The 23,957-nt window shown below is 70.2% G+C and carries 20 protein-coding genes; 4 read left to right on the top strand and 16 right to left on the bottom strand.

From position 1 onward, the window contains the following. Positions 1-145 precede the first annotated feature (145 nt). The 16 genes from AB0I69_RS41720 to rsmH all read right to left on the bottom strand — a co-directional run bounded on the left by AB0I69_RS41720 (position 146) and on the right by rsmH (position 17,946). Entirely contained in the window at positions 146-1,384 is a 1,239-nt protein-coding gene (locus tag AB0I69_RS41720) for a DivIVA domain-containing protein (RefSeq protein WP_363101008.1), read from the bottom strand. Positions 1,385-1,436: 52 nt separating this feature from the next. Further along, a complete protein-coding gene (locus AB0I69_RS41715; RefSeq protein WP_019062316.1) occupies positions 1,437-1,727 on the bottom strand; it encodes a YggT family protein in 291 nt (96 codons plus the stop codon). A gap of 50 nt (positions 1,728-1,777) precedes the next feature. Continuing rightward, a complete protein-coding gene (gene sepF, locus AB0I69_RS41710) occupies positions 1,778-2,419 on the bottom strand; it encodes a cell division protein SepF (RefSeq protein ID WP_363101007.1) in 642 nt (213 codons plus the stop codon). A 128-nt stretch (positions 2,420-2,547) separates the two neighbouring features. Further along, the gene (locus AB0I69_RS41705) at positions 2,548-3,267 is read right to left on the bottom strand and encodes a YggS family pyridoxal phosphate-dependent enzyme (protein WP_363101006.1); all 720 of its coding nucleotides are present in this window, start codon (positions 3,265-3,267) and stop codon (positions 2,548-2,550) included. A 6-nt stretch (positions 3,268-3,273) separates the two neighbouring features. Beyond that, positions 3,274-4,002 (bottom strand): peptidoglycan editing factor PgeF, encoded by a 729-nt coding sequence (gene pgeF, locus AB0I69_RS41700; RefSeq protein ID WP_363101005.1) that lies wholly within the window; start codon positions 4,000-4,002, stop codon positions 3,274-3,276. Continuing rightward, positions 3,999-5,186 carry a cell division protein FtsZ gene (ftsZ, locus tag AB0I69_RS41695; RefSeq protein WP_363101004.1) on the bottom strand — a complete coding sequence of 396 codons (1,188 nt, stop codon included), beginning with the start codon at positions 5,184-5,186 and terminating at the stop codon, positions 3,999-4,001. Before ftsZ ends, pgeF begins: the two co-directional genes overlap by 4 nt. Positions 5,187-5,463: 277 nt before the next feature. Further along, a complete protein-coding gene (locus AB0I69_RS41690; RefSeq protein WP_363101003.1) occupies positions 5,464-6,258 on the bottom strand; it encodes an FtsQ-type POTRA domain-containing protein in 795 nt (264 codons plus the stop codon). A gap of 25 nt (positions 6,259-6,283) precedes the next feature. Then, positions 6,284-7,375, bottom strand: coding sequence for an undecaprenyldiphospho-muramoylpentapeptide beta-N-acetylglucosaminyltransferase (gene murG, locus AB0I69_RS41685; RefSeq protein WP_363101002.1), 1,092 nt, complete (start codon positions 7,373-7,375; stop codon positions 6,284-6,286). A gap of 6 nt (positions 7,376-7,381) precedes the next feature. Continuing rightward, positions 7,382-8,749, bottom strand: coding sequence for a putative lipid II flippase FtsW (gene ftsW, locus AB0I69_RS41680; protein WP_363101001.1), 1,368 nt, complete (start codon positions 8,747-8,749; stop codon positions 7,382-7,384). Between the two features lie 21 nt (positions 8,750-8,770). Then, entirely contained in the window at positions 8,771-10,204 is a 1,434-nt protein-coding gene (gene murD, locus AB0I69_RS41675; RefSeq protein ID WP_363101000.1) for a UDP-N-acetylmuramoyl-L-alanine--D-glutamate ligase, read from the bottom strand. Beyond that, positions 10,186-11,259, bottom strand: a complete 1,074-nt coding sequence (gene mraY, locus AB0I69_RS41670; protein ID WP_363100999.1) for a phospho-N-acetylmuramoyl-pentapeptide-transferase — start codon at positions 11,257-11,259, stop codon at positions 10,186-10,188. Before mraY ends, murD begins: the two co-directional genes overlap by 19 nt. Further along, positions 11,256-12,671 (bottom strand): UDP-N-acetylmuramoyl-tripeptide--D-alanyl-D-alanine ligase, encoded by a 1,416-nt coding sequence (gene murF / locus AB0I69_RS41665; protein ID WP_363100998.1) that lies wholly within the window; start codon positions 12,669-12,671, stop codon positions 11,256-11,258. The genes mraY and murF overlap by 4 nt, the downstream gene beginning before the upstream one ends. A gap of 4 nt (positions 12,672-12,675) precedes the next feature. Beyond that, a complete protein-coding gene (locus AB0I69_RS41660; protein WP_363101031.1) occupies positions 12,676-14,196 on the bottom strand; it encodes a UDP-N-acetylmuramoyl-L-alanyl-D-glutamate--2,6-diaminopimelate ligase in 1,521 nt (506 codons plus the stop codon). A 173-nt stretch (positions 14,197-14,369) separates the two neighbouring features. Then, on the bottom strand, positions 14,370-16,355 hold the full coding sequence (locus AB0I69_RS41655; RefSeq protein ID WP_363100997.1) for a penicillin-binding protein 2: 1,986 nt from the start codon (positions 16,353-16,355) through the stop codon (positions 14,370-14,372). Between the two features lie 5 nt (positions 16,356-16,360). Further along, the gene (locus AB0I69_RS41650; protein ID WP_363100996.1) at positions 16,361-16,945 is read right to left on the bottom strand and encodes a septum formation initiator family protein; all 585 of its coding nucleotides are present in this window, start codon (positions 16,943-16,945) and stop codon (positions 16,361-16,363) included. Positions 16,946-16,989: 44 nt separating this feature from the next. After that, positions 16,990-17,946 (bottom strand): 16S rRNA (cytosine(1402)-N(4))-methyltransferase RsmH, encoded by a 957-nt coding sequence (gene rsmH, locus AB0I69_RS41645; RefSeq protein ID WP_363100995.1) that lies wholly within the window; start codon positions 17,944-17,946, stop codon positions 16,990-16,992. A gap of 418 nt (positions 17,947-18,364) precedes the next feature. Between rsmH and AB0I69_RS41640 the strand changes: the two genes are divergently transcribed. From AB0I69_RS41640 to AB0I69_RS41625, 4 genes are all read left to right on the top strand, one after another. Continuing rightward, on the top strand, positions 18,365-18,913 hold the full coding sequence (locus AB0I69_RS41640) for a carbonic anhydrase (protein WP_363100994.1): 549 nt from the start codon (positions 18,365-18,367) through the stop codon (positions 18,911-18,913). 236 nt (positions 18,914-19,149) lie between these two features. Beyond that, positions 19,150-20,187 carry a MoxR family ATPase gene (locus AB0I69_RS41635; protein WP_363100993.1) on the top strand — a complete coding sequence of 346 codons (1,038 nt, stop codon included), beginning with the start codon at positions 19,150-19,152 and terminating at the stop codon, positions 20,185-20,187. Beyond that, positions 20,187-21,551 (top strand): DUF58 domain-containing protein, encoded by a 1,365-nt coding sequence (locus AB0I69_RS41630; protein WP_363100992.1) that lies wholly within the window; start codon positions 20,187-20,189, stop codon positions 21,549-21,551. The genes AB0I69_RS41635 and AB0I69_RS41630 overlap by 1 nt, the downstream gene beginning before the upstream one ends. Then, a complete protein-coding gene (locus AB0I69_RS41625; protein WP_363100991.1) occupies positions 21,548-23,929 on the top strand; it encodes a DUF3488 and transglutaminase-like domain-containing protein in 2,382 nt (793 codons plus the stop codon). The genes AB0I69_RS41630 and AB0I69_RS41625 overlap by 4 nt, the downstream gene beginning before the upstream one ends. Positions 23,930-23,957 lie beyond the last annotated feature (28 nt).

The raw sequence follows: 23,957 nt of genomic DNA, 5'->3' as shown, positions 1-23,957 counted from the left end.
AGGGGCCCGGCCTCCCTCACAGGGGGGCCGGGCCCCTTTCGCATGTCTGTTGGTCACCCGGAACGGCAAAAGGGCGGGGCCCCGGATCGAAATCCGGGGCCCCGCCCTGAACGCTGCCGACGCCTATGGCGTACTAAAGGCCGGTCTAGTTGTCGTCCTCGTCGATCAGGAACCCGCGCATCGGCGAGGGAGCCTGACCCATCGGGGACGGGCCCTGCGGCCGTACCGGAGCCATCGGCTGGGTCATCGCCGGGGACATCTGCTGCTGGCCGCCGTAGGACGGACCGGCGGGCGGCGGGCCGCCCATGCCCTGGTTGCCGCCGTACGACGGGGCGCTCGCGCCGGCCGGGGCCATCGAGGGCGCCGGGGACGGCGGAAGCGACGCGGCGACCGGGGCACGCGGCGGGGCCAGCGAGTCGTCGGCCTGGGTCTCCAACTGACGCAGCTGGGACTCCAGGTAGGACTTCAGACGCGTGCGGTACTCGCGCTCGAAGCCGCGCAGGTCCTCGACCTTGCGCTCCAGCGTGGCGCGGGCGGACTCCAGGGAGCCCATCGCGACGCGGTGCTTCTCCTGCGCGTCCCGCTCCAGGGCGTCGGCCTTGGCACGGGCGTCACGCTCAAGACCCTCGGCACGCGAACGCGCCTCGCCGACGATCTTGTTGGCCTCGGAACGGGCCTCGGCGATCGCCTGGTCGGCGGTCTGCTGGGCCAGCGAGAGGACACGGGCGGCGCTGTCGCCACCGGGGCCCTGCTGCGGCATGCCGCCACCCATGGGACCGCCCATGGGGCCACCCATCTGCTGCTGCATGGGGGGCTGGCCGCCCATCTGACCCTGCATCGGGCCCTGGCCCATCTGCTGCATCTGGCCCTGCATCTGCCCCTGCATCGGACCCTGGCCCATCGGACCCTGACCCATGGGGCCCTGTCCCATCGGACCCTGGCCCTGCGGGCCACCCTGGCCGCCGGGGCCGGCGGGCAGCTGCGGGGCGCCGCTCGGCAGCTGGGGCGGGCCGCCCATGGGGCCGCCCATCTGCTGCTGCGGCGGGCCCGATATGCCGGCGGGCACCGGGCCGCCCGGACCGCGCATGCCTTGCTGCGGCATGCCTTGCTGGGGCATGCCCTGCGGGGGCATCCCCTGCTGCTGCATGCCGCCGCCCTGCTGCTGGTCCTGTTCGGGGGGCTTGCGCATGTTCTGCTGGTTCTGGGCAGCAGCGCGCGTGGCCGCGGCCAGTTTGGCGCGCAGGTCCTCGTTCTCCCGCAACAGGCGGGTCAGTTCGGCTTCGACCTCGTCGAGGAAGGCATCGACCTCGTCCTCGTCATAGCCTTCTCGGAGGCGGACGGTCGTGAACTGCTTGTTCCGCACGTCCTCGGGGGTCAACGGCATCTCTTCACCTCAACGTAGTCATCGGCAGTCGGCAAGACCGTATCGTCCACTGTCACCTCGCGAGATTGCCCACGATAGAGATCAAGATGTAGACGATGATCATCAGGACGAAGAAGGACAGGTCGAGCGCCACGCCCCCGAGACGCAACGGCGGAATGAACCGCCGTAGAAGCTTCAACGGTGGATCGGTGACAGTGTAGGCGGCCTCCAGAACGACCACCATCGCCTTGCCGGGTTGCCATGAGCGGGCGAACTGGAAGACGTAGTCCATGACCAACCGGAAGATGAGCACGATGAGGAACACCATCAGCGCGATGTAGATCACCTGCGCGAACACGCTCATGGTCTGTCTTTCCCTCTCCCCTGTTCCGTGCTTCCTAGCGGCTGTCTGTCTCAGCTCTGATTGAAGAACCCGCCCTCTGCGATGCGGGCCTTGTCCTCCGCCGTGACATCGACGTTAGCAGGCGACAACAGGAACACCTTCTGCGTCACCCGCTCGATGCTGCCGTGAAGACCAAACACCAAACCGGCCGCAAAGTCGACAAGTCGCTTGGCGTCTGTGTCATCCATCTCAGTCAGATTCATGATCACCGGGGTGCCTTCACGGAAGTGTTCCCCGATGGTACGGGCCTCGTTGTAGGTCCGGGGGTGAAGTGTGGTGATCCGGTAAGGCTCTCGTTCCGACACGACCTTGGGCATGATCACCGGTGCGTTCTTCTCCAGGGACGAGCGTTCTTGTGTGATGGATGCCACGGGCGCGATACGCGCCGGACGCCCTGATTCCGCACCCAGTGAAGCGGAATGGGACACCGGCTCGCGAGGGGCCGGAGGCTGCACCACTCGTACCGATTCGTCCCTTTGAGACTGATGCGGACTGTGTGACTGGTGCGACGGCTCGTGCCGTCGCCGGTCCCGCTCGGGCTCCGGGTCCAGTTCGGGTTCGAAGTCGTCGTCGGGGTCGAAACCCCGGCCGTCGTACCCATCGTCCTCCACGAGGCCGAGGTAGACCGCCATCTTGCGCATCGCGCCGGCCATGCTCTGAGTCCTCCGCTCTGTGGTGGATCGGCTGACGACTGCCAAGTGCCCGCGATCCACGAGGTCGTTACGCCCGCCTTCGGCGGCATTGACCATATTTTCTGCTGTGGTCCGACTTCCTGGCGACGTTACCCGAGCCTGGGGCGCACGCCGAGTACCGAGGTACCGACGCGCACATGTGTCGCTCCGGCCGCCACGGCCTGTTCGAGGTCCGCACTCATCCCTGCAGACACCATGTTCGCAGCAGGATGGGCTCGGCGCAGGTCAGTCGACAAATCCATCAACCGCCCGAACGCCTCCAGTTGGCGTCCCGCGTACTCGCCGGTGAGCGGAGCGACGGTCATCAGACCGTCGAGCCGCAACCCCGGAGACCCGGCGACGAGATCGGCCAACTCCCCGATCCCGCCCGGCCCGACGCCTCCTCGCTCGCCCCGCCCGCTCACTCCCGCGTCGAGCGCGACCTGGATGAGACAGCCCAGTTCACGCCCGGACCGCTCGGCCTCCTTCGACAGCGCGGTGACGAGTCGGGAGCGGTCGACGGACTGCACGACATCGGCGTAACCGACCACGGATCGCACCTTGTTGGTCTGCAACTGACCGACGAAGTGCCAACTCAGCGGCAGATCCGCGCATTCCGCCGCCTTCGGGGCGGCGTCCTGGTCCCGGTTCTCGGCGACATGACGCACCCCGAGTTCCGCCAACGTCCGCACGTCGCTCGCCGGATAGGTCTTGGTGACCACGATCAGGGTCACCTCTTCGCGCTTCCGCCCGGCCGCCGCACAGGCGGCGGCGATGCGCTCCTCGACTCTCGCCAGATTCACGGCGATTTCTTGCTTACGGTCCGTCATGCCCGATCAGTCCAGCCAGACATAGCTCGCGAGCCGCCCGGTCGTGCGGTCGCGGCGGTACGAGAAGTGGTCGTCCGATTCACGGGTGCACACCGGCGACTGCTCCCGGTCGTGGACCCCGAGCCGGTCGAGCTGCGCGTGCGCTCCGGCGGTCACGTCGACCGCGGGAGTGCCCCAACTCGTCTCGGCGTACGCCGCGGGTTCCACGGCGGCAACATCGGCGCGCATGTCCGCGGGCACTTCGTAGCACCGGCCGCAGACGGCGGGTCCGGTGCGGGCGAGGATCCGGGCGGGATCGGCGCCGAGTTCCACCATGGCCCGTACGGCCGCGGGGACGACCCCGGCGACCATGCCCGGGCGTCCGGCGTGGGCCGCGCCCGCGATCCCGGCGACCGGGTCGGCGAGCAGGACCGGCGTGCAGTCGGCGGTCAGCACGGCGAGGGCGAGGCCGCGCCGGGCGGTGACGACCGCGTCGACGGAGGGGATGTCCGAGGCGCCCCACGGCCCCTCGACGACCGCCACGTCGGCGCCGTGCACCTGGTTCATCCAGACCACCAGGGCCGGGTCCAAGCCCAGTGACTTGGCGGCCAGTTCGCGATTGGTACGTACCGCGTCGGGGTCGTCGCCGACCGCGCCGCCGAGGTTGAGCTCCTCGTACGGAACGGCGCTCACCCCGCCCCACCTGTCGGTGAAGGCGAAATGCGCGCCGCTCACGGTGTCGAACTGTCCTATCACTTCAGGAAGTCCGGTACGTCCAGCTCCTCGGCGGCGCTGTCCGAGTAGGTCCGCGACGGCGGGACCGGCGGGGCGACCGGGAGGTCGGCGACCGGCTCCGGCGCGGGCTCCGGGTCCTCCTTCGGCTTGACGCTGCCGAGCGAGCCGAAGGACGGGCGGCTCTCCTGCCGTACCGGAGTCGGCTCGTCGCGGCGGGCCGAGGTCGAGCCCATGGTGGACTCGCGGCGGGTCGGCGGCTGGCCGCCGTCGAAGCCGGCCGCGATCACGGTGACCCGGACCTCGTCGCCGAGCGCGTCGTCGATGACCGCGCCGAAGATGATGTTGGCCTCGGGGTGGGCGGCCTCGCTGACCAGTTGGGCCGCTTCGTTGATCTCGAACAGGCCGAGGTCGGAGCCGCCGGAGATGGAGAGCAGGACGCCGCGGGCGCCGTCGATGGAGGCTTCGAGGAGCGGCGAGGAGATCGCCATCTCGGCCGCCGCCACCGCGCGGTCGTCGCCGCGGGCCGAGCCGATGCCCATGAGGGCCGAACCGGCCTCGGACATCACGGACTTGACGTCGGCGAAGTCGAGGTTGATCAGGCCGGGCGTGGTGATGAGATCGGTGATGCCCTGAACGCCGGAGAGCAGGACCTGGTCCGCCGACTTGAAGGCGTCGAGGACCGAGACCTGGCGGTCCGAGATGGACAGCAGCCGGTCGTTCGGGATGACGATGAGGGTGTCGACCTCTTCGCGGAGTTCGGCGATGCCGTCCTCGGCCTGGTTGGCCCGGCGCCGTCCCTCGAAGGTGAACGGGCGGGTGACCACGCCGATGGTGAGGGCGCCCAGGGAGCGCGCGATGTTGGCCACGACGGGCGCGCCGCCGGTGCCGGTGCCGCCACCCTCGCCGGCCGTCACGAAGACCATGTCGGCCCCCTTGAGGACCTCCTCGATCTCCTCGCGGTGATCCTCGGCGGCCTTGCGGCCGACGGCCGGGTTGGCGCCGGCGCCGAGTCCGCGGGTGAGTTCGCGGCCGACGTCGAGCTTGACGTCGGCGTCGCTCATCAACAGCGCCTGCGCGTCGGTGTTGATGGCGATGAACTCGACGCCCTTGAGGCCGACCTCGATCATCCGGTTGATGGCATTGACACCACCGCCGCCGACACCGATGACCTTGATGACTGCGAGGTAGTTCTGCGGTGCTGCCACGTCGAAGGCCTCTCGCCTCGAATTACGTCGCCGTCACCGTCGCGGTTCCGCGCGGGACGGCAGATGCCGAATGGGACGGTCCGTAGCGCCGACCCGAACCCTAACGTTGAAGTTTAGGGTTACCAGTGTGTCCGTTCCTTGAAGTCTTCTGAACAGGACACTAAGTCGACAAGTGGCGCACGTTCAACGAACACGCCGAACCTCCCGTTTTTCTTTTCACCCTATGTGATCAGCCGTAGCGCTGCCCAACCAGGGTGCTGGCCTGCGCGAATGTGCGTCAACTCCCGGCTGACGCAGGGGCGGTGGGAACACTTACGTCGAAGTGCCGGGCGCCGGGAGCTGCTTTCATGAGAGCGGTGAGCGTACGCGCCTTCGCGGCGCCCTTGTCGCCACTTCCCCAGGAGACGGTCCGGCCGCCACTCAACTCCAGTGAGATGTCGTCGTAGGAACGGACCTTGACGACCTGGGTGTCATGCGCGACGGCGGCTGGAATGTCACCCGCGACCCGTACCGCCTCCCGGAGGAGTCGGGCCTCGCCGAAGCGGCGCAGGCCGACGGTGGACGAACCCGATTCAGAGAGCGTCAATTCGAGGGTGGGGATGGACTTCGGGGGCTCGGAAACGGTGGCGAATCGCACGCCCTCGTCGTCCACTTCGACGAAGTTTCCGCCCTTTTTCACCACCAGAACCGGGGTGCGTTCGGTCACTTTCAGCCCGATTCCATGAGGCCAGGAACGGACTACGTCAACCGCGTCAATTCGGGGCAATTTCCGGCGGAGTCGGGCCTCGATCGCATCGGTGTCGACGGAAATGAGTGGTCCGCCGACCGGTACGTCGGCGGCTTCGCGCACCTGCTCCGGCGTCAGGACCTCGGTGCCGGAGACCGACACCTTCTCCACCCGCAGCCACTGCGAGCCGTAGAGCAGCCAGACGGCGGCGGCGCCCAACAGGACTGCGGCGAGAGCGAGTACGACAATCAGACGAAGGCGCCGTGGTCCCAGGCGCCGGACAAGGGGCGGGCCGGACGACTCCTGTTGGCGTTCACCGCGTTCGGCGGTCGTCGGTCCGGCCACGATCCCCTGCCTCTCTCACATCTGGCTAGCGGTGCCGCGAGGCGATCGCCTCGTACACCATGCCGACGAGCAGGTCGTCGGCGTCCCGGCGGCCGAACTCGCTTGCCGCGCGCGACATCTCGTACAGCCGGTGCGGGTCGGCGAGCACGGGCAGGACGTTGCCCTGGACCCACTCGGGCGTCAGTTCCGCGTCGTCGACCAGGAGTCCGCCGCCGGCCTTGACCACCGGCTGGGCGTTCAGCCGCTGTTCGCCGTTGCCGATGGGCAGCGGGACGTAGGCGGCCGGGAGCCCGACAGCGGAGAGTTCGGCGACGGTCATCGCGCCCGCGCGGCAGAGCATCATGTCGGCCGCGGCGTACGCGAGGTCCATCCGGTCCACGTACGGTACCGGGATGTAGGGGGGCATCCCCGGCATCTGGTGCACCTGCGGCAGTTCGTTCTTCGGGCCGACCGCGTGCAGGATCTGGATTCCGGCCTGTTGGAGGTACGGCGCGACCCGCTCGACCACCTCGTTCAGGTGCCGGGCGCCCTGCGAGCCGCCGGAGACCAGCAGGGTCGGCAGGTTCGGGTCGAGCCCGAACGCGGCCCGGGCCTGGGGCCGTACGGCCGCGCGGTCCAGGGTGGCGATCGTGCGGCGCAGCGGGATGCCGATGTAGCGGGCGTCGCGCAGCTTGCTGTCCGGGGTGGAGACGGCGACCCGGGCCGCGTACCGCGAGCCGATCTTGTTGGCCAACCCGGGCCGGGCGTTGGCCTCGTGGATCACGATCGGCACGCCGAGGCGCTTGGCCGCGAGATAGCCGGGCAGTGCCACATAGCCGCCGAAGCCGACGACGCAGTCCGCCTTGGTGCGCTCCAGGATCTGCTCGGCCGCCTTGATGGTGCCGCGCAACCGGCCCGGCACGGTGATCAGTTCGGGGGTGGGCCTGCGCGGCAGCGGTACGGCGGGGATCAGCGCGAGTTCGTAGCCCCGCTCGGGTACGAGGCGGGTCTCAAGGCCGCGCTCCGTGCCCAGGGCCGTGATCCCCACGGTGGGGTCCTGCCTGCGCAGGGCGTCCGCGAGGGCGAGCGCGGGCTCGATGTGGCCGGCGGTCCCCCCACCGGCGAGTACGACATGCACCGAAATTCACCGCTCTCCGGACGAACGCGCCGCCGAGGCACGCCGTCGCATCGTGTTCCATCTCCGGGGACTTCGGCCGGAACCGGGTCCCCTGCCCCCCCGTTTTCTACCAAAGCGGGGTTGCCGCATCGCAAGCGCCGCCCGCGCAGCGGGGTCGTCGCGCGCGAAGGCGATCAGCAACCCGATGGCGAACATGGTCGGCAGCAGGGCGGAACCCCCGTAGGAGAACAGCGGGAGCGGGACGCCGGCGATCGGCAGCAGGCCGAGCACCGCACCGATGTTGATCACCGCCTGAGCGATGATCCAGGTGGTCACGCCTCCCGCGGCATACCTCACGAAGGGGTCCTCCGTGCGTCCGGCCACGCGGATACCCGCATAGCCTAGAGCCGCGAAGAGGGCGAGAACCGACAGTGTCCCCGCGAGACCCAGTTCCTCACCGGTGACGGCGAAGATGAAGTCGGTGTGTGCTTCGGGGAGTTGACCCCATTTCTCCACACTCGCACCGAGCCCGGAGCCGAAGATCCCGCCGGATGCGAGCGCGTAGATCCCGTGCACGGCCTGCCAGCAGTCGGCGACCCCGGTCTTGGGCTCGGTGGCGCCGATGCAGGCGAGCCGGGCCATGCGGTTGGGGCTGGTCTTGATGAGGATCACACCGATCAAGGCCGCGATCGACAGCACGCCGGCGAAGAGCCGGGTCGGCGCTCCGGCCAGCCAGAGCAGGCCGAACAGGATCGCGGTGAGGATGATCGCCGTACCCATGTCGCCGCCGAGCATGATCAGCCCGAGCAGCATGAAGGCGACCGGCACCAGCGGCACCAGCATGTGCTTCCACTGGGACAGCATCGCCTTGTCCTGCTTGCGAGCCAGCAGGTCGGCGCCCCACAGCACGAGGGCCAGCTTGCCGAACTCGCTGGGCTGGATCTGGAAGGAGCCGCCGAGCGAGATCCAGTTCCGGTTGCCGTTGACCGACATCCCTATCCCCGGCAACTGCACCAGCGCCATCATGAAGACGGCGCCCGCGAGGATCGGATAGGCCAGCGCCCGGTGCAACTTGACCGGCATCCGCGAGGCGGCCAGCGCCAGCACTCCGCCGATACAGGCGGCGAGGAACTGTTTGCGGAAGAAATACGAGCCGGGCAGCGAGAGTTGGAGTGCGGTGATCTGGGAGGCCGAGTAGACCATCACCAGACCCAGCACGGTGATCAGCACGCTGCCGCCGGCGATCAGGTAGTAGGCGGTCAGCGGGCGGTCCCAGGCCCGGCGCGCGTTGGCGTAGAGCCGTCGTACGGGGTTGTCCCGTACGGTCCGTGCGGCGGCGGGACGTCTGGGGGGCCGCTGTTGCACGGGCGGCCGGCCGGTACGGCTACTGGGCATCAGCGCCTCCGCTCACGTCGGTCAGGCGCCGAGTTCGCGAACCGCCTGGGCGAACGCGTCACCGCGCTTGTTGTAGTTGGCGAACATGTCCATGGAGGCGCAGGCCGGGGCGAGCAGCACCGTGTCGCCGGCGGCGGCGAGCCGCTGTGCCTCCTGGACAGCCGCGAGCATCGCCCCAGTGTCGGTCCGGTCGAGGTCGACGACGGGTACTTCCGGCGCGTGTCGCGCAAGGGCTTCGGCGATCAGCGCACGATCGGCGCCGATCAGCACCACGCCCCGAAGCCGCTTTGCCGACTTGGCGACCAGTTCGTCGAAGGTGGCGCCCTTGGCGAGTCCGCCCGCGATCCACACGATGGACTCGTAGGCCGCCAACGAGGCTTCCGCCGCATGGGTGTTGGTGGCCTTGGAGTCGTCGATGTACGCGACACCGTCCACATCGGCCACGTGCGCGATGCGGTGCGCGTCGGGCGTGAAGGCCCGCAGCCCGTCCCGTACGGCCTTGGCGGGCACCCCGAAGGCGCGCGCGAGGGCAGCGGCGGCAAGGGCGTTGGCGATGTTGTGCGGGGCCGGCGGATTGACGTCCGAGACCTCGGCGAGTTCCTGGGCGTTCTTCTGCCGGTCCTCGACGAAGGCACGGTCCACCAGAATGCCGTCCACGACGCCGAGTTGGGACGGCGCGGGACTGCCGAGGGTGAAGCCGATCGCCCGGCAGCCCTCCTCGACATCGGCCTCGCGGACCAGTTCTTCGGTGGCCTTGTCGGCGACGTTGTATACGCAGGCGACCCGATTGCCTTCGTAGATACGGCCCTTGTCGGCGGCGTACGCCTCCATGGAGCCGTGCCAGTCGAGGTGATCGGGCGCCAGATTCAGTACGGCGGCGGAGTGGGCGCGCAGCGAGGGCGCCCAGTGGAGCTGATAGCTCGACAGTTCCACGGCGAGGACGTCGTACTGCTCGTCGCCGAGTACGGCGTCCAGGACCGAGACGCCGATGTTGCCGACGGCCGCCGTGCGCAGGCCTCCCGCCTTCAGGATCGAGGCGAGCATCTGGACGGTGGTGGTCTTGCCGTTGGTGCCGGTGACGGCCAGCCAGGGGGCCGCTTCCGGGCCGCGCAGGCGCCAGGCGAGTTCGACGTCGCCCCAGATCTCGATACCGGCTGCCCGGGCTGCCGTGAACAGCGGCTTGTCGGGCTGCCAGCCGGGGGTGGTGACGATGAGTTCGGTGCCGGCGGGCAGGGTCGCCCCGTCGCCTAGGCGCACGGTGATGCCGAGCGCCTCCAGGTCGGCGGCCTGGGCCCGGGAGCGCTCGTCGTCGCCGTCGTTGACGACCGTGACGAGCGCGCCGAGACCGTGCAGGACCTTGGCCGCCGGGATGCCGGAGACTCCGAGCCCGGCGACGGTGACGTGCTTGCCCTCGAAGGAGAGCCCCTGCCCTTCGGTCACTTTTCCGCTGCCCATCCCGCGTAGAAGAGGCCCAGGCCGACGATCACGCAGATGCCCTGGATGATCCAGAAGCGGACCACGATGAGCACTTCGGACCAGCCCTTGAGTTCGAAGTGGTGCTGGAGTGGCGCCATCCGGAAGACCCGCTTGCCGGTGAGCTTGAAGGAGCCGACCTGGATGACCACCGACATCGTGATGAGGACGAACAGACCGCCCATGACGGCCACAAGGAGCTCGGTGCGGGAAAGAATCGCCAAGCCCGTGACGACACCGCCGAGGGCGAGCGAACCGGTGTCCCCCATGAAGACCTTGGCCGGCGAGGTGTTCCACCACAGGAAGCCGAGGCAGGCGCCCATCAGCGCCGAGGCGATGACCGCGAGGTCGAGCGGATCCCGTACCTCGTAGCAGGCGTTCGGGTTGGTCAGGGTCGTCGCGTTGGCGCAGGACTCCTGGAACTGCCAGACACCGATGAACGTGTAGGCGCCGAAGACCAGGACCGAGGCGCCGGTGGCCAGGCCGTCCAGACCGTCCGTCAGGTTCACGCCGTTCGACATCGCGAGGATCATGAACAGCGCCCAGATCACGAACAGGATCGGGCCGATCTTCCAGCCGAAGTCCGTGATGAACGACAGTTTCGTCGAGGCCGGGGTGTTGCCGCGGGAGTCCGGGAACATGAGCGCGAGGACCGCGAAGCTGATGCCGACGATCAGCTGGCCGGCCATCTTCGCCTTGGCCCGCAGGCCCAGCGAACGCCGCTTGACGATCTTGATGTAGTCGTCGAGGAAGCCGACCACACCCATGCCGCACATCAGGCCGAGCACCAGCAGCCCCGAGTAGGTCGGGGGGTAGCCGGTGATGACCTTGGAGAGGAAGTAGGCGGCAACCGTCGCCAGGATGAAGGCGATACCGCCCATCGTCGGCGTACCGCGCTTGCTGGCGTGCTCGCGCGGGCCGTCGTCACGGATGTACTGGCCGTAGCCCTTGCGGGCCAGCAGCTTGATCAGCAGCGGGGTGCCCACCAGGGTCAGGAACAGGCCGATGACTCCTGAGAACAGGATCTGCTTCATCATCGGGCGGCAACCTCACCCTCGGTACCGGCCTCGACGAGCGCCTGCGCCACGCTCTCCAGACCGACCGACCGGGACGCCTTCACGAGAACGACGTCTCCCGGGCGCAACTCGCTGCGCAACAGGTCGACCGCCGCCTGTGCGTCGGACACGTGCACCGACTCCTCACCCCACGAACCCTCGTTATATGCGCCCAGTTGCAGCCAGGACGCTTCCCTGCCCCCGACCGCGACGAGCTTGCCGACATTGAGCCGGACAGCGAGCCGTCCGACCGCGTCGTGCTCGGCGAGCGCCTCGTCCCCGAGCTCGGCCATCTTGCCGAGCACCGCCCAGGTCCGCCGCCCCCTGCCCATGGCCGCGAGCGCGCGCAAGGCGGCTCGCATGGACTCGGGGTTCGCGTTGTAGGCGTCGTTGACGATGGTCACGCCGTCCGGTCGCTCGGTGACCTCCATCCGCCAGCGGGAGAGGGAGCCCGCCTCGGAGAGCGCGGTGGCGATCTCGTCTGCGGACATGCCCAGCTCATGGGCGACGGCGGCCGCGGCGAGCGCGTTCGACACGTGGTGCTCACCGTACAGGCGCATGGTCACTTCGCTGCACCCGGAGGGTGTGTGAAGGCTGAAGGCGGGCTGTCCGCTGTCCGTGAGTCTCACGTTCTCGGCACGTACGTCCGCTTCGCCGGACTCTCCGAAAAGGATCACCTTCGCCTTCGTACGGGACGCCATGGCCCGTACGAGCGGATCGTCCGCGTTGAGGACCGCGACGCCGCCGTCTTCAACTGAAGGGAGGGCCTCTACGAGTTCGCCCTTTGCCTGCGCGATCTGTTCCCGGCCGCCGAACTCGCCGATGTGGGCGGTGCCGACGTTCAGGACGAGGCCGATCTTCGGGGGCGTCAGATCCGTGAGGTAGCGGATGTGACCGATGCCGCGGGCGCCCATCTCCAGGACGAGGAACCTCGTCTCGTCGGTGGCGCTCAGCGCGGTCAGCGGCAGCCCGATCTCATTGTTCAACGATCCCGGTGTGAACACCGTGGGCGCCTTGCGCGCGAGCACCTGGGCGATGAGGTCCTTGGTGCTGGTCTTGCCCGCCGAGCCGGTGAGGGCCACGAGGGTCGCGCCGAGTCGTCGTACGACATGACGGGCGAGGGCGCCCAGGGCGCTCTGGACGTCGTCCACGACGATCGCGGGGACGCCGACCGGGCGGGACGCCAGGAGGGCCACCGCGCCCGCCTCGACGACCGCGTGTCCGAAGTCGTGGCCGTCGACGCGCTCGCCGACGAAGGCGACGAAGAGGCTGCCCGGTTCCACTTCTCTGGAGTCGCGGACCACCGGGCCGGTGACCTGGACGGACGGATCCGGTATGTCGTGCGTCTGCCCGCCGACGACTTCAGCGATCTCGGCGAGGGAGAGGGCGATCACAAGTTCATCCCTGAGTCTTCTGGATAGCTTCGCGAAGCACCTGGCGGTCGTCGAAGGGACGGACCACTCCGGCGATGTCCTGGCCCTGTTCATGGCCCTTGCCCGCGACCAGCACGGTGTCCCCCGGCTGTGCGCGGGCGACGGCTGCGGCGATGGCGGCGGCCCGGTCCTCGAAGACCTGGACCTCGCCGCGCTCGTGCGCGGGCACGGACGCGGCGCCCTGGAGCATGGTCGCGAGGATCGCGAGGGGGTCCTCGGAGCGGGGGTTGTCGGAGGTCAGTACGGCGGTGTCGGCGAGCCGGGCGACGGCGGCACCCATCGGCTCGCGCTTGGTCCTGTCCCGGTCGCCGCCGCAGCCGAGCACGACGTGCAGCTTGCCCTCGGTGACCTTGCGCAGCGCACGCAGGACCGATTCGACGGCGTCCGTCTTGTGGGCGTAGTCGACGACCGCGAGATACGGCTGCCCGGCGTCCACGCGCTCCAGGCGCCCCGGCACGCCCGGCACCGCGGCGATGCCGTCGGCGGCGAGCTGCGGGTCGAGCCCCGCGGCGGCCAGGGCCGCGATGGCGGCGAGGGTGTTGGCCACGTTGAAGGAGCCGGCGAGCGGCGATCTGGCGGTGATCAGCTCGCCCTTGGGGCCGATCGCGGTGAACGTCGAGTCCATCGGGCCGACTTGGACGTCCTCGGCGCGCCAGTCGGCGTCCGGGTGGCCCTCGGCGGAGTAGGTGACCACGGGGACGGTGGCCTCGGCGGCGAGCCTGCGGCCGTACGCGTCGTCGAGGTTGACCACGCCGCGCCGGCTGCGCAGCGGCGTGAACAACTGCGCCTTGGCCTGGAAGTAGTCCTCCATGCCCGTGTGGAACTCCATGTGTTCCGGGCTGAGGTTGGTGAAGACGGCGATGTCGAAGATGCAGGCGTCGACCCGGCCCAGGACCAGCGCGTGGCTGGAGACCTCCATGGCGACCGCGTCGACCCCGCGCTCCAGCATGACCGCGAACAGCGCCTGGAGATCGGTGGCTTCGGGGGTCGTGCGCTCCGACTTCATGCGCTCGTCGCCGATGCGCGTCTCGACCGTGCCGATCAGCCCGGTGGACCGGACCGTCTTCAGGCCGCCCTCCACGAGATACGCGGTGGTGGTCTTGCCGGAGGTGCCGGTGATGCCGATCTGGAGCAGATCGCGGCCGGGGTGGCCGTAAATGGTCGCTGCCAGCTCGCCCATCTGCCCGCGCGGATCGGCTACGACCAGTACCGGCAGGCCGGTTGCGGCCGCGCGGTCGGCGCCGGCCGGGTCCGTCAGTACGGCGACGGCGCCGAGGCCGGCCGCCTGCGTGACGAAGTCGGCGCCGTGCAGACGGGCGCCGGGGAGCGCGGCGTACAGGTCGCCGGGGCGGACGGCGCGCGAGTCATGGGTGATGCCCGTGATCTCGGCGGTCGACACCGGCTCGGCGGCGCCCAGTTGGTCGGCGAGTTCCGCGAGGGGTGTGGCGGAGAGCTGCGCCGGCCTGGGCGGCCCCGGGTAGGTCACGGATGCGCCCTTCTGGGGGTTTTGGGACTGATCGGCGGGTGGCACGGCGGTGAGCGTACCGGGCGCACCCGCCCCGGAGCGAAGTGAGGGGCGGGGCCCGCTGTCCTGCTGGCCCTGGTTCCCGGACTGGGAGGTGATCATGGTCACGGATCGGTTCCTGGCTGTTGCGCTGATCAGGGTGTGAAGGTCACGGGCAGATTCGCGGCCTTCGCCCCGGTGGGCGGGACCTGGAGGGTCTTGAGGGCGAACTCCATCACCTGCTTGTAGATCGGTCCGCAGATCTGACCGCCGAAGTAGCTTCCGCTGGTGGCGTTCTGGATCGCGCAGTAGACGGTGATGCGGGGGTTGTCGGCGGGCGCGAACCCGGCGAACGACGAGGTGTAGCCCTTGTACTTGCCGGTGGCCGGATCGACGCGGTTGGCGGTGCCTGTCTTGCCCGCGACCCGGTACCCCGGAATCGCGGCCTTACCGCCGGTGCCCTGCTCGTCGTCCACCACGGACTCCAGCATCTGGGCGAGGGTCTTCGCCGTCTTCGCACTGATGACCCGGGTCTTCTTGGGCGTCGCGGCGGGTGTGAAGCGGCCGTCGGCCCCCTTCGTACCGCGTACCAGGGTGGGTTCGACGCGGACTCCGCCGTTGGCGACCGTCGAGTAGACGGAGGCCGCCTGGAGGGCGTTGAGGGACATGCCCTGGCCGAAGGGAATCGTGTACTGCTGCGAGGTCGACCACTTGTCGGGGGTCGCGAGGATGCCCTTGGTCTCGCCGGGGAAGTCGAGCCCGCTGTAGGTGCCGATGCCGAACTTGTGCAGATACGAGTACAGGACTTGGTTGGCCTGCGCCTGTGTCTTGCCGAGCTGACCGGCCGCCTCGATGGTGCCGATGTTGCTGGACTTGGCGAGGACGCCGTTGAGGGTCAGGTTCCAGGTCGCGTGGTCCACGTCGTCCTGGAAGAGCCGGTCACCTCGGTGCAGCCGGTTCGGCACGACGACGTGCGTCAGCGGGGTGGCCGCGTTCTGCTGCAGTACGGCGGCCATCGTCATGACCTTGGCGGTGGAGCCGGGCTCGTAGGCGTCCTGGAGGGCCGCGTTGCCCAGGGACGCCGCGTTGGCCTGGGCGAGGTCGTTCGGGTCGAAGCCGGGCGCGTTGGCCATGGCGAGGATCTCGCCGGTGCGGGTGTCCTGCACTATCACGTACCCGCGGTCCGCCTTGGACTTCTTCACCTGCTCGGTGATGGCGTTCTGCGCGGCCCACTGGATGTCACGGTCGATCGTCAGCTCGACGTCGGAGCCGGGCACCGCCGGCGTCTCCGTGGAGCCCGCGGTGGGCACCTGGAGACCGCCGGACTGCGCGTAACGGACCTTGCCGTCCTTGCCGGTGAGGTCCTTGTTCAGCTGCTGCTCGACCCCGCCGCCGCCCTTGCCGTCGGCGTTGACCCAGCCCAGTATCCCGGCGGCGAGGTCGCCGTTCGGGTACACGCGCTTGGTGGTGGGGACGGCGAGGACGCCGGCCAGCACATTGACCGTGGTCGGGTCGGTGGCCGACTTGGTGTTCAGCGCGCTCTTCAGGTCCTTGATCTGCTTCCAGACCTGCGGGGTCTGGCGGTTGGCGAGGACGACGTAGCGCAGGTTCTTGTTCGCGGGCCTGAGCTTCTTGACCAACCCGGCCTGGTCCACGCCGAGGATCGGGGCGAGGAGGGCCGCCGCCTGCTCGGGCCCGTCGTCGATCTTCAGCTGCTTGCGGGTGAAGAGCGTCGGGTCGGCGGTGATCGTGTAGGCGTCCACGCTGGTCGCGAGGGCGACCCCGGAGCGGTCGGTGATCTCGCCGCGCTCGGCGGCCAGGACGTAGTCGACGTACCGGTTCTGCGCGGCCTTGGCGGCGTACGCGCTCGCGTCGACGGCCTGCACCTGCAGCAGCCGTACGACGAAGGCGATCAGTACGAGGGTCAGCGCGAGGCTGATCATGCGCAGCCGGGGGCGGGGGCTGCCGAGGCGGAGGGAGCGGGGGCCCGTCGGGCGGCCTGCCGCGGGAAGGGGTGGTCCGGGGCGGCGGGCCTGGCGGGCGCCGGGCTCCGGGCGGCGCCGGGCGGCGTTGCCTCCCGCTGGACGTTCGGGCCTGGCCGGTCCTGGCACTCGGCGGCGCGGCGGTTCCCTGTCGGACACTTCCGTCACCTGCCGGGGGTTGTCGGGGTGGAGGACTGGGCTGTGGCGGTCTGGGCCGTCGAGGACTGGACGGGCTGTACGGGCCGGGCGGTTGCAGCGGAGCCGGCCGCCGGAGCCTGTGCGGGTGCGACGGCCGTGGGGCTGGGGCTCGGGCTCGGCCTGCTGACGAGTGCTTCGGGTGCGAGGACCGCCGGTGTGCTCACGGTCTTGGCGGCGGCCTGCTCCGGGACACCCTTCACGGTGCCGTTCGGGTCGAGGAAGGCGGGGTCCCCGCCGGGCACCATGCCCAGCTCGTGGGCGCGGCGCTGGAGGGCGTCGGGGGCGGAGTAGGCGTCGACGTCCCGCTGGAGGGCCTGCTCCTCGTCGGTGAGGCTCTTCGTCTGCTTCTGGAGGTCGTCCAGCTTGAACTGCCCTTCGCTGAGCGCGGAGTTCAGCACGAGCAGTCCGATCAGGCCGCCCCCGAGGAGAAGCACGACAAGGAGGACGAACGGGGTCCGGGCCGCCTGCGTCCCGCCCGCCTGCGCGGGCCCGGTCGGGAAGAGCCGCGCGAGTCGCGCGGCCCTGCCCCTCAGTTCGGGTTTCCTACTCACTCACGCACCCCGCACCCCACGCCCCGCACCGACTTGGTACGTACTCACCCGATGTCCTCCCTGATGCGCTCGGCCCCCCGCAACCGCGCGGGTGCCGCTCGTCGGTTCTCGGCGACCTCTTCCTCGGTGGGAAGTTCGGCACCGCGCGTCAGGAGCTTGAGCCGGGGCTGGTACTGCTCGGGCACGACAGGCAGCCCAGGAGGCGCGGTGTTGGCGGCACCGGCCGCGAACACCTGCTTGACCAGGCGGTCTTCGAGCGAGTGGTACGACAGAACGGCGATCCGGCCGCCCACGGCAAGGGTCTTCACGGCGGCGGGGATCGCACTCTCCAGGACGGAGAGTTCGCCGTTGACCTCGATGCGCAGCGCCTGGAAGGTGCGCTTGGCCGGGTTGCCGCCGGTGCGCTTGGCGGCCTGCGGCAGCGAGTCACGGATCAGCTCGACGAGCCGCGCGCTGTTGCTGAACGGCTCCTTGTCGCGCTCGCGTACGACCGCGGACACGATCCGCTTGGCCTGCTTCTCCTCGCCGTACGCCCGCAGGATGCGGACGAGTTCGCCGGGCGCGTAGGTGTTGAGGACCTCGGCGGCACTGATGCCGGTCGTCTGGTCCATGCGCATGTCGAGGGGGGCGTCCTGGGCGTAGGCGAAGCCCCGGTCGGCCTCGTCGAGTTGCATCGACGAGACACCGAGGTCGAACAGGACGCCCTCCACGCGCGCGAGGCCGAGCCGCTCCAGTACGTCGGGCAACTCGTCGTAGACCGCGTGCACGAGGGTGGCCCTGTCCCCGAAGGGGGCGAGGCGCTCGCCGGAGAGGCGCAGGGCCTCCTTGTCGCGGTCCAGGGCGACGAGGTGAACCTCGGGGAACCGGGTCAGCAGGGCCTCGCTGTGCCCGCCGAGGCCGAGCGTGCAGTCGACGACCACCGCGCCCGGCCGCTCCAGGGCGGGTGCCAACAGGTCCAGGCACCGCTGGAGCATCACCGGGACGTGTCGACTCTGGCTCAAGGGGCCCTCTCAGGTCCGGCACGGGGCTGTACGCACCGCCGGGTCCCCGCCCGCTCAAGAAGGGGAGGCCTGCCGGCGCCGGAAGCGTCAGCCGACCGGGAGCGGGAGGAGGCCGAGCCGTACGTACGCGCCGCGCACGTGGGGAGAATCCGGAAAGTCGCCGGGGTCTCCGGGAAAAGTCCAGCAGGGAGAGCCTCGCCTCCCGCTTCGCGCAACTTTAGTCCACGCTGTCTCGCGGTCAATCAACCGGCCTGCGCGTCGCGGGCCCGGGTGCGTGCGAAGCCTCAAAACGGGAAGAATCACCCGGACGGGTGCACCCCCGCCACCCGTGTGGGTTACCTCACAAGAGGACGCAATGACGCTCTTTTTCCCATCCCGCACCAAGACCGCACCGCCGGTGACCAGTACCGTCATAGGTATGACGACCTCCGCATCCGTACCCACAGAGTCCGAAGGCGCCATAGCCGACGGCGGGACTGTGACGGACCGCCTCGTCGAGGCCAACGCGCAGTACGCCGCCGCCTTCACCGATCCCGGGATGGACGCCCATCCCGTCCTGCAGGTGGCCGTGGTGGCCTGCATGGACGCCCGTCTCGACCTGCACGACGCGCTCGGCCTGGAGCTGGGCGACTGCCACACGATCCGCAACGCGGGCGGTGTGGTCACCGACGACGTGATCCGTTCCCTCACCATCAGCCAGCGGGCGCTCGGCACCCGCAGTGTCGTGCTCATCCACCACACCGGCTGCGGTCTGGAGTCCCTCACCGAGGAGTTCCGGCACGACCTGGAGATGGAGGTCGGCCAGCGCCCCGCCTGGGCGGTGGAGGCCTTCCGGGACGTCGAACAGGACGTACGGCAGTCCATGCAGCGTGTGCGCACCTCGCCGTTCCTGCTGCACACTGATGATGTGCGCGGCTTCGTCTTCGACGTGAAGACGGGTCTGCTGCGCGAGATCGACCCCGCCTGACGCGCCCGCCCGCCCCGAAACTTCGAAAAGTTCGCCGCTGGGACCGCCCAAAAGGTCGTAAGACCCGACAAAGCGAAGGCAGTTGTCCACAGGCGAGTGACACGAACCGGTAACGGCAACAAGAATGCGGGTGTGGCGTCACGCGGAACTATTCCCGCGTGCCGTCCGTGTTTCGGGGTGGGCCGGTCCGCAGTGCGTGCGCCGGCCCATGGAAAGAACGGGCCGAGGAGGGCCGGGTGACGACCTATGACGATCGAGCGAGCCTTACAGATCTGACCGCCACTGTGGAGCGAGTCCGCAGTTCGGTGGAAGGAGTGATCGAGGGCAAGCCCGAGGTCGTACGGCTTTCGCTGACCGTGCTGCTCGCCGAGGGACATCTTCTGATCGAGGACGTTCCGGGTGTGGGCAAGACAATGCTGGCCAAGGCGCTGGCACGGTCGATCGACTGTTCGGTGCGGCGAATCCAGTTCACGCCCGACCTGCTGCCCTCGGACATCACCGGGGTGTCCATCTGGGACCAGCAGCAGCGGGACTTCGAGTTCAAACCGGGCGCCATCTTCGCGCAGATCGTGATCGGCGACGAGATCAACCGCGCCTCGCCGAAGACCCAGTCCGCGCTCCTGGAGTCCATGGAGGAGCGTCAGGTCACCATCGACGGCCAGACCTACGAGCTGCCCAGCCCCTTCATGGTGGTCGCCACGCAGAACCCGGTCGAGATGGAGGGCACCTATCCGCTGCCCGAGGCCCAGCGCGACCGCTTCATGGCCCGGGTCTCCATCGGCTATCCCAGCGCGGAGGCCGAGTTGCAGATGCTGGACATCCACGGCGGGGTGAGCCCGCTGGACGATCTGCAGCCGGTGGCCCATGCGCACGACATCGTCAAGCTGGTCGAGGCGGTCCGCGGCGTCCATGTCGCCGACCCGGTGCGCAGGTACGCGGTGGAGCTGGTCTCCGCCACGCGCAACCACCCCGACCTCAGACTCGGCGCCTCCCCGCGCGCGACGCTGCACCTGCTGCGCGCGGCGAAGGCCTCCGCCGCCCTGAGCGGCCGTGAGTACGCGCTGCCGGACGACATCCAGGCCCTCGCGGTCGCGGTCCTGGCGCACCGCCTGCTGCCGACCGCGCAGGCCCAGCTGAACCGTCGTACGGCGGAGCAGGTCGTCCAGGAGATCCTCCAGCGCATCCCCGTGCCCGCGGCGCCCCCGCAGCAGAGCAGCTTCGGCATGGGCCGCGGTGCGCCGTCCTACGGCGAGCAGCCGCCCCGGAGGCTGTGATGGCCGTCGGGGGGCCGGGCGACCCGGAGCCCGAGCGGGACGAGAAGGGCGGTGTCCGTACGGCCCTGGCGGGGCTGACCACCCGCGGTCGCTCGTTCCTGGCGGCCGGTATCGCGGCGGCCGTCTGCGCGTACGTCCTGGGGCAGGGCGATCTGCTCCGGGTCGGGCTGCTGCTGGCCGTGCTGCCCCTGGTCTGCGCGACCGTGCTCTACCGCACCCGCTACCGGGTCGCCGGCAGCCGCCGGCTCTCCCCCGCGCGCGTGCCGGCCGGCAGCGAGGCCCGGGTCCATCTGCGGATGGACAACGTCTCGCGGCTGCCCACGGGATTGCTGATGCTCCAGGACCGGGTGCCGTACGTGCTCGGTCCGCGTCCCCGGTTCGTCCTGGACCGGGTCGAGGCGGGCGGCCGGCGCGAGGTGTCCTACCGGGTCCGCTCGGACCTGCGCGGCCGCTACCCCCTGGGCCCGCTGCAGCTCCGTCTGACGGACCCCTTCGGGATGTGCGAACTGACCCGCTCCTTCTCGACCTTCGACACCCTGACGGTCATCCCGCGCGTGGAGGCCCTCCCCCCGGTCCGCCTCAGCGGCGAGGCCAAGGGCTACGGCGACGGACGGAACCGCTCGCTGGCCCTGGCGGGCGAGGACGACGTGATCCCGCGCGGCTACCGCTACGGCGACGACCTGCGCCGCGTGCACTGGCGCTCCACCGCGCGCTACGGCGAGCTGATGGTGCGCCGCGAGGAGCAGCCGCAGCGCGCCCGCTGCACGGTGCTGCTCGACACCCGGGGCATCGCCTTCGCGGGCCAGGGTCCGGACTCGGCCTTCGAGTGGGCCGTGTCGGGCGCCGCCTCCGTCCTGGTGCACATGCTCGAACGGGGCTTCTCCGTAAGGCTGTTGAGCGACACCGGCAACTCGGTGCCCGGCCAGGACGCCGACGGGTTCGCGGGCGCGAGCCAGGAGTCGGCGGACGCGGCCGGGCTGATGATGGACACCCTCGCGGTGATCGACCACTCGGACGGCTCGGGCCTGTCCCGGGCCTACGACGTCCTGCGCAGCGGGAACGAAGGGCTGCTGGTGGCCTTCTTCGGCGACCTCGACGAGGAACAGGCGGCGGTGGTCGCGCGGATGCGCCAGCGCAGCGGAGGTGCCCTCGCGTTCGTGCTGGACAGTGACGGCTGGGTGCGTGAGACGACCGACGTCCCCGGTGCCGGGGACCAGCAGGACGAGCGGCTGCGGATGCTCCGCGACGCGGGCTGGACCGCCGTGGGCGTGCCGCGCGGCGCGTCCCTGACCGAGCTGTGGCAGCAGGCCGACCGGGAGCGGAACGGCATCACCGCGGCCGGCCTCGGGGAGGGATGGGCATGAGCGGGCGGGCACGACTGGCGGTATGCGCCTGGGTGGCCACGTTGTTGGCGGCCACCGCCTTGATGCCGCTGGTCACCCCGGCGATCTGGATCTTCCAGGCCGCCTTTCTGCTGGCGATCCAGACCGGGGTGGGCGCGGCGACCCGGCGGGTCCCGCTGGCCCGGCCGCTGACCGTCGCGGCGCAGGCCCTGGTCACGCTGCTGATGCTGACCCTGGTCTTCGCCCGCGAGCAGGCCCTCGCCGGGATCGTCCCGGGTCCGCAGGCCTTCCAGCACTTCGCCGACCTGCTGCAACAGGGCTCCGACGACGTCTCCCGGTACGCGATCCCGGCACCGCTGCACGACGGCATCCGGCTGATGATCATCGGCGGTGTCCTGGTGATCGGCCTCGCGGTGGACACGCTCGCGGTCACCTACCGCAGCGCGGCCCCGGCCGGCCTGCCGCTGCTCGCGCTGTACTCGGTCGCCGCCGGGCTGTCCGACAGCAGCGTCGACTGGCTGTGGTTCCTGCTCGCCGCCGCGGGCTATCTGATGCTGCTCCTGGCCGAGGGCCGGGACCGGCTCGCCCAGTGGGGCCGGGTCTTCGGCGGGGCGCCCCGCACCACCCCGGGCTCGGACTCCTCCGGGCCGCTCGCCCCGGTCCGCACCGGGCGGCGGATCGGCGCCGTCGCGCTGGCCATCGCCCTGCTGCCGCTGCCCACGATCTCGGGCGGTCTGCTGGACGCCGCCGGGACGGGCGTGGGCGCGGGCACCGGAGGCGGCGGCACGATCTCCGCGGTGAACCCGCTGGTCTCCCTGCGGGACAGCCTGAACGTGAACGAGAACCGCCAGGTCCTGTCCCTGCGCACCAGCACGAACGACATCTCGGACCTGTATCTGCGGATCGTGTCCCTGGACGACTTCGACGGCACCACGTGGAAGCCGTCGCAGCGGCACATCGTCGGCGTACCGGACAAGTTCCCCACCCCGACCGGCCTCGGCGCCGGCGTCAAGCGCTCGGTGATCCAGACCCGGATCTCGGCCGCGGGCTGGTACGCCCAGGACTGGCTGCCGATGCCGTACCCGCCCAGCGGGGTGAACGTGGACGGCAGTTGGCGTTATGAGCCCGTGGGCATGACGGTCGTGGGCGACCACGGCCAGAACACGCGCGGGGTGAGCTACACGGTCGACAGCCTGGATGTGCAGCCGACCGCGGAGCAACTGGCCACGGCACCGGAGCCGCCGGCCGCCCTGAAGAAGCAGTACACCAAGGTGCCGAAGTCGCTGCCCGCGGTGGTGGCCGAGACCGCCCGCCAGGTCACCGCGGGCTCGACCAGTCACTACGAGGAGGCGGTCAAGCTCCAGGACTACTTCGCGGTGACCGGCGGCTTCCAGTACGACACCCAGGTCGACGTCGGCACCGGCCGCAACGCCATCGCGAAGTTCCTGAAGGACAAGCAGGGCTTCTGTGTCCACTTCTCCTTCGCGATGGCGGCGATGGCCCGCACCCTGGGCATTCCGGCCCGGGTCGCGGTGGGCTTCGCACCGGGCACCCCGGAGGCGGACTCCTCGGTTTCGGTGGGCCTGAAGGACGCACACGCCTGGCCCGAGCTGTACTTCGAGGGCATCGGCTGGACCCGCTTCGAGCCGACCCCCAACCGGGGCTCGGTGCCGTCGTACACCCAGTCGACCACGCCCGGCAGCGACATCCCGGACCCGGCCCGGCCCTCGACCTCGACGAGCCTGGCGCCCTCCACCGCCCCCTCGGCGAGCGAGAGCTGCACCGCCCAGCTGCGGAAGCTGGACGGCTGCACGAGCCAGGCCCCCGCCCTCGCGGCGGGCGACGACGGCAGGGGCCCGTGGTGGTACCTGCGGATGTCGGCGCTGGGGCTGGGCGCGCTCCTGCTGCTGACGATCCCGTTCTCGCCGATGCTGTGGCGGACCCGGATGCGCTCCGTACGGCTGGGAGCGCACGGTCGTACGGAAGCGGACGCGGCGGTCCACACGCTGGCTGTCTGGGAGGAACTGACCGATACGGCCTGGGACTTCGGGATCTCCCCCGACGAGTCGCAGACCCCACGCAAGGCCGCCGCCCGGATCGTCAGGCTCGGCCGTCTCGACCCGCAGGCCGCCGCCGCGGTGCACCGCGTGGCGGACGCCGTGGAGCAGGTCCTCTACGCGCCCCGGCCACAGCTGACGGCGGGGCTCGCGAAGGACGTCCGACAGGTGGTCGTCGGCTTCCAGGACACGGCCGGCCGCAGCACGCGGCTGCGCGCACTGGTCGCCCCGCGCTCGACCGTCCGGGTGGTGTGGGCGCTGTCGGCCTGGCGGACGTCCGTGGCGACGCGGGCGGCAGCGCTCCGGCCGACGCTGCGGAAGCCGTCCGGGCAGCAAGGCTGAGGGTTCAGGGCCCAGCGCGAGCAGGGCA

This window comes from Streptomyces sp. NPDC050508 (assembly GCF_040655155.1).
Taxonomy (GTDB): Bacteria; Actinomycetota; Actinomycetes; order Streptomycetales; family Streptomycetaceae; genus Streptomyces.
This window is presented reverse-complemented; position numbering and strand designations above follow the sequence as displayed.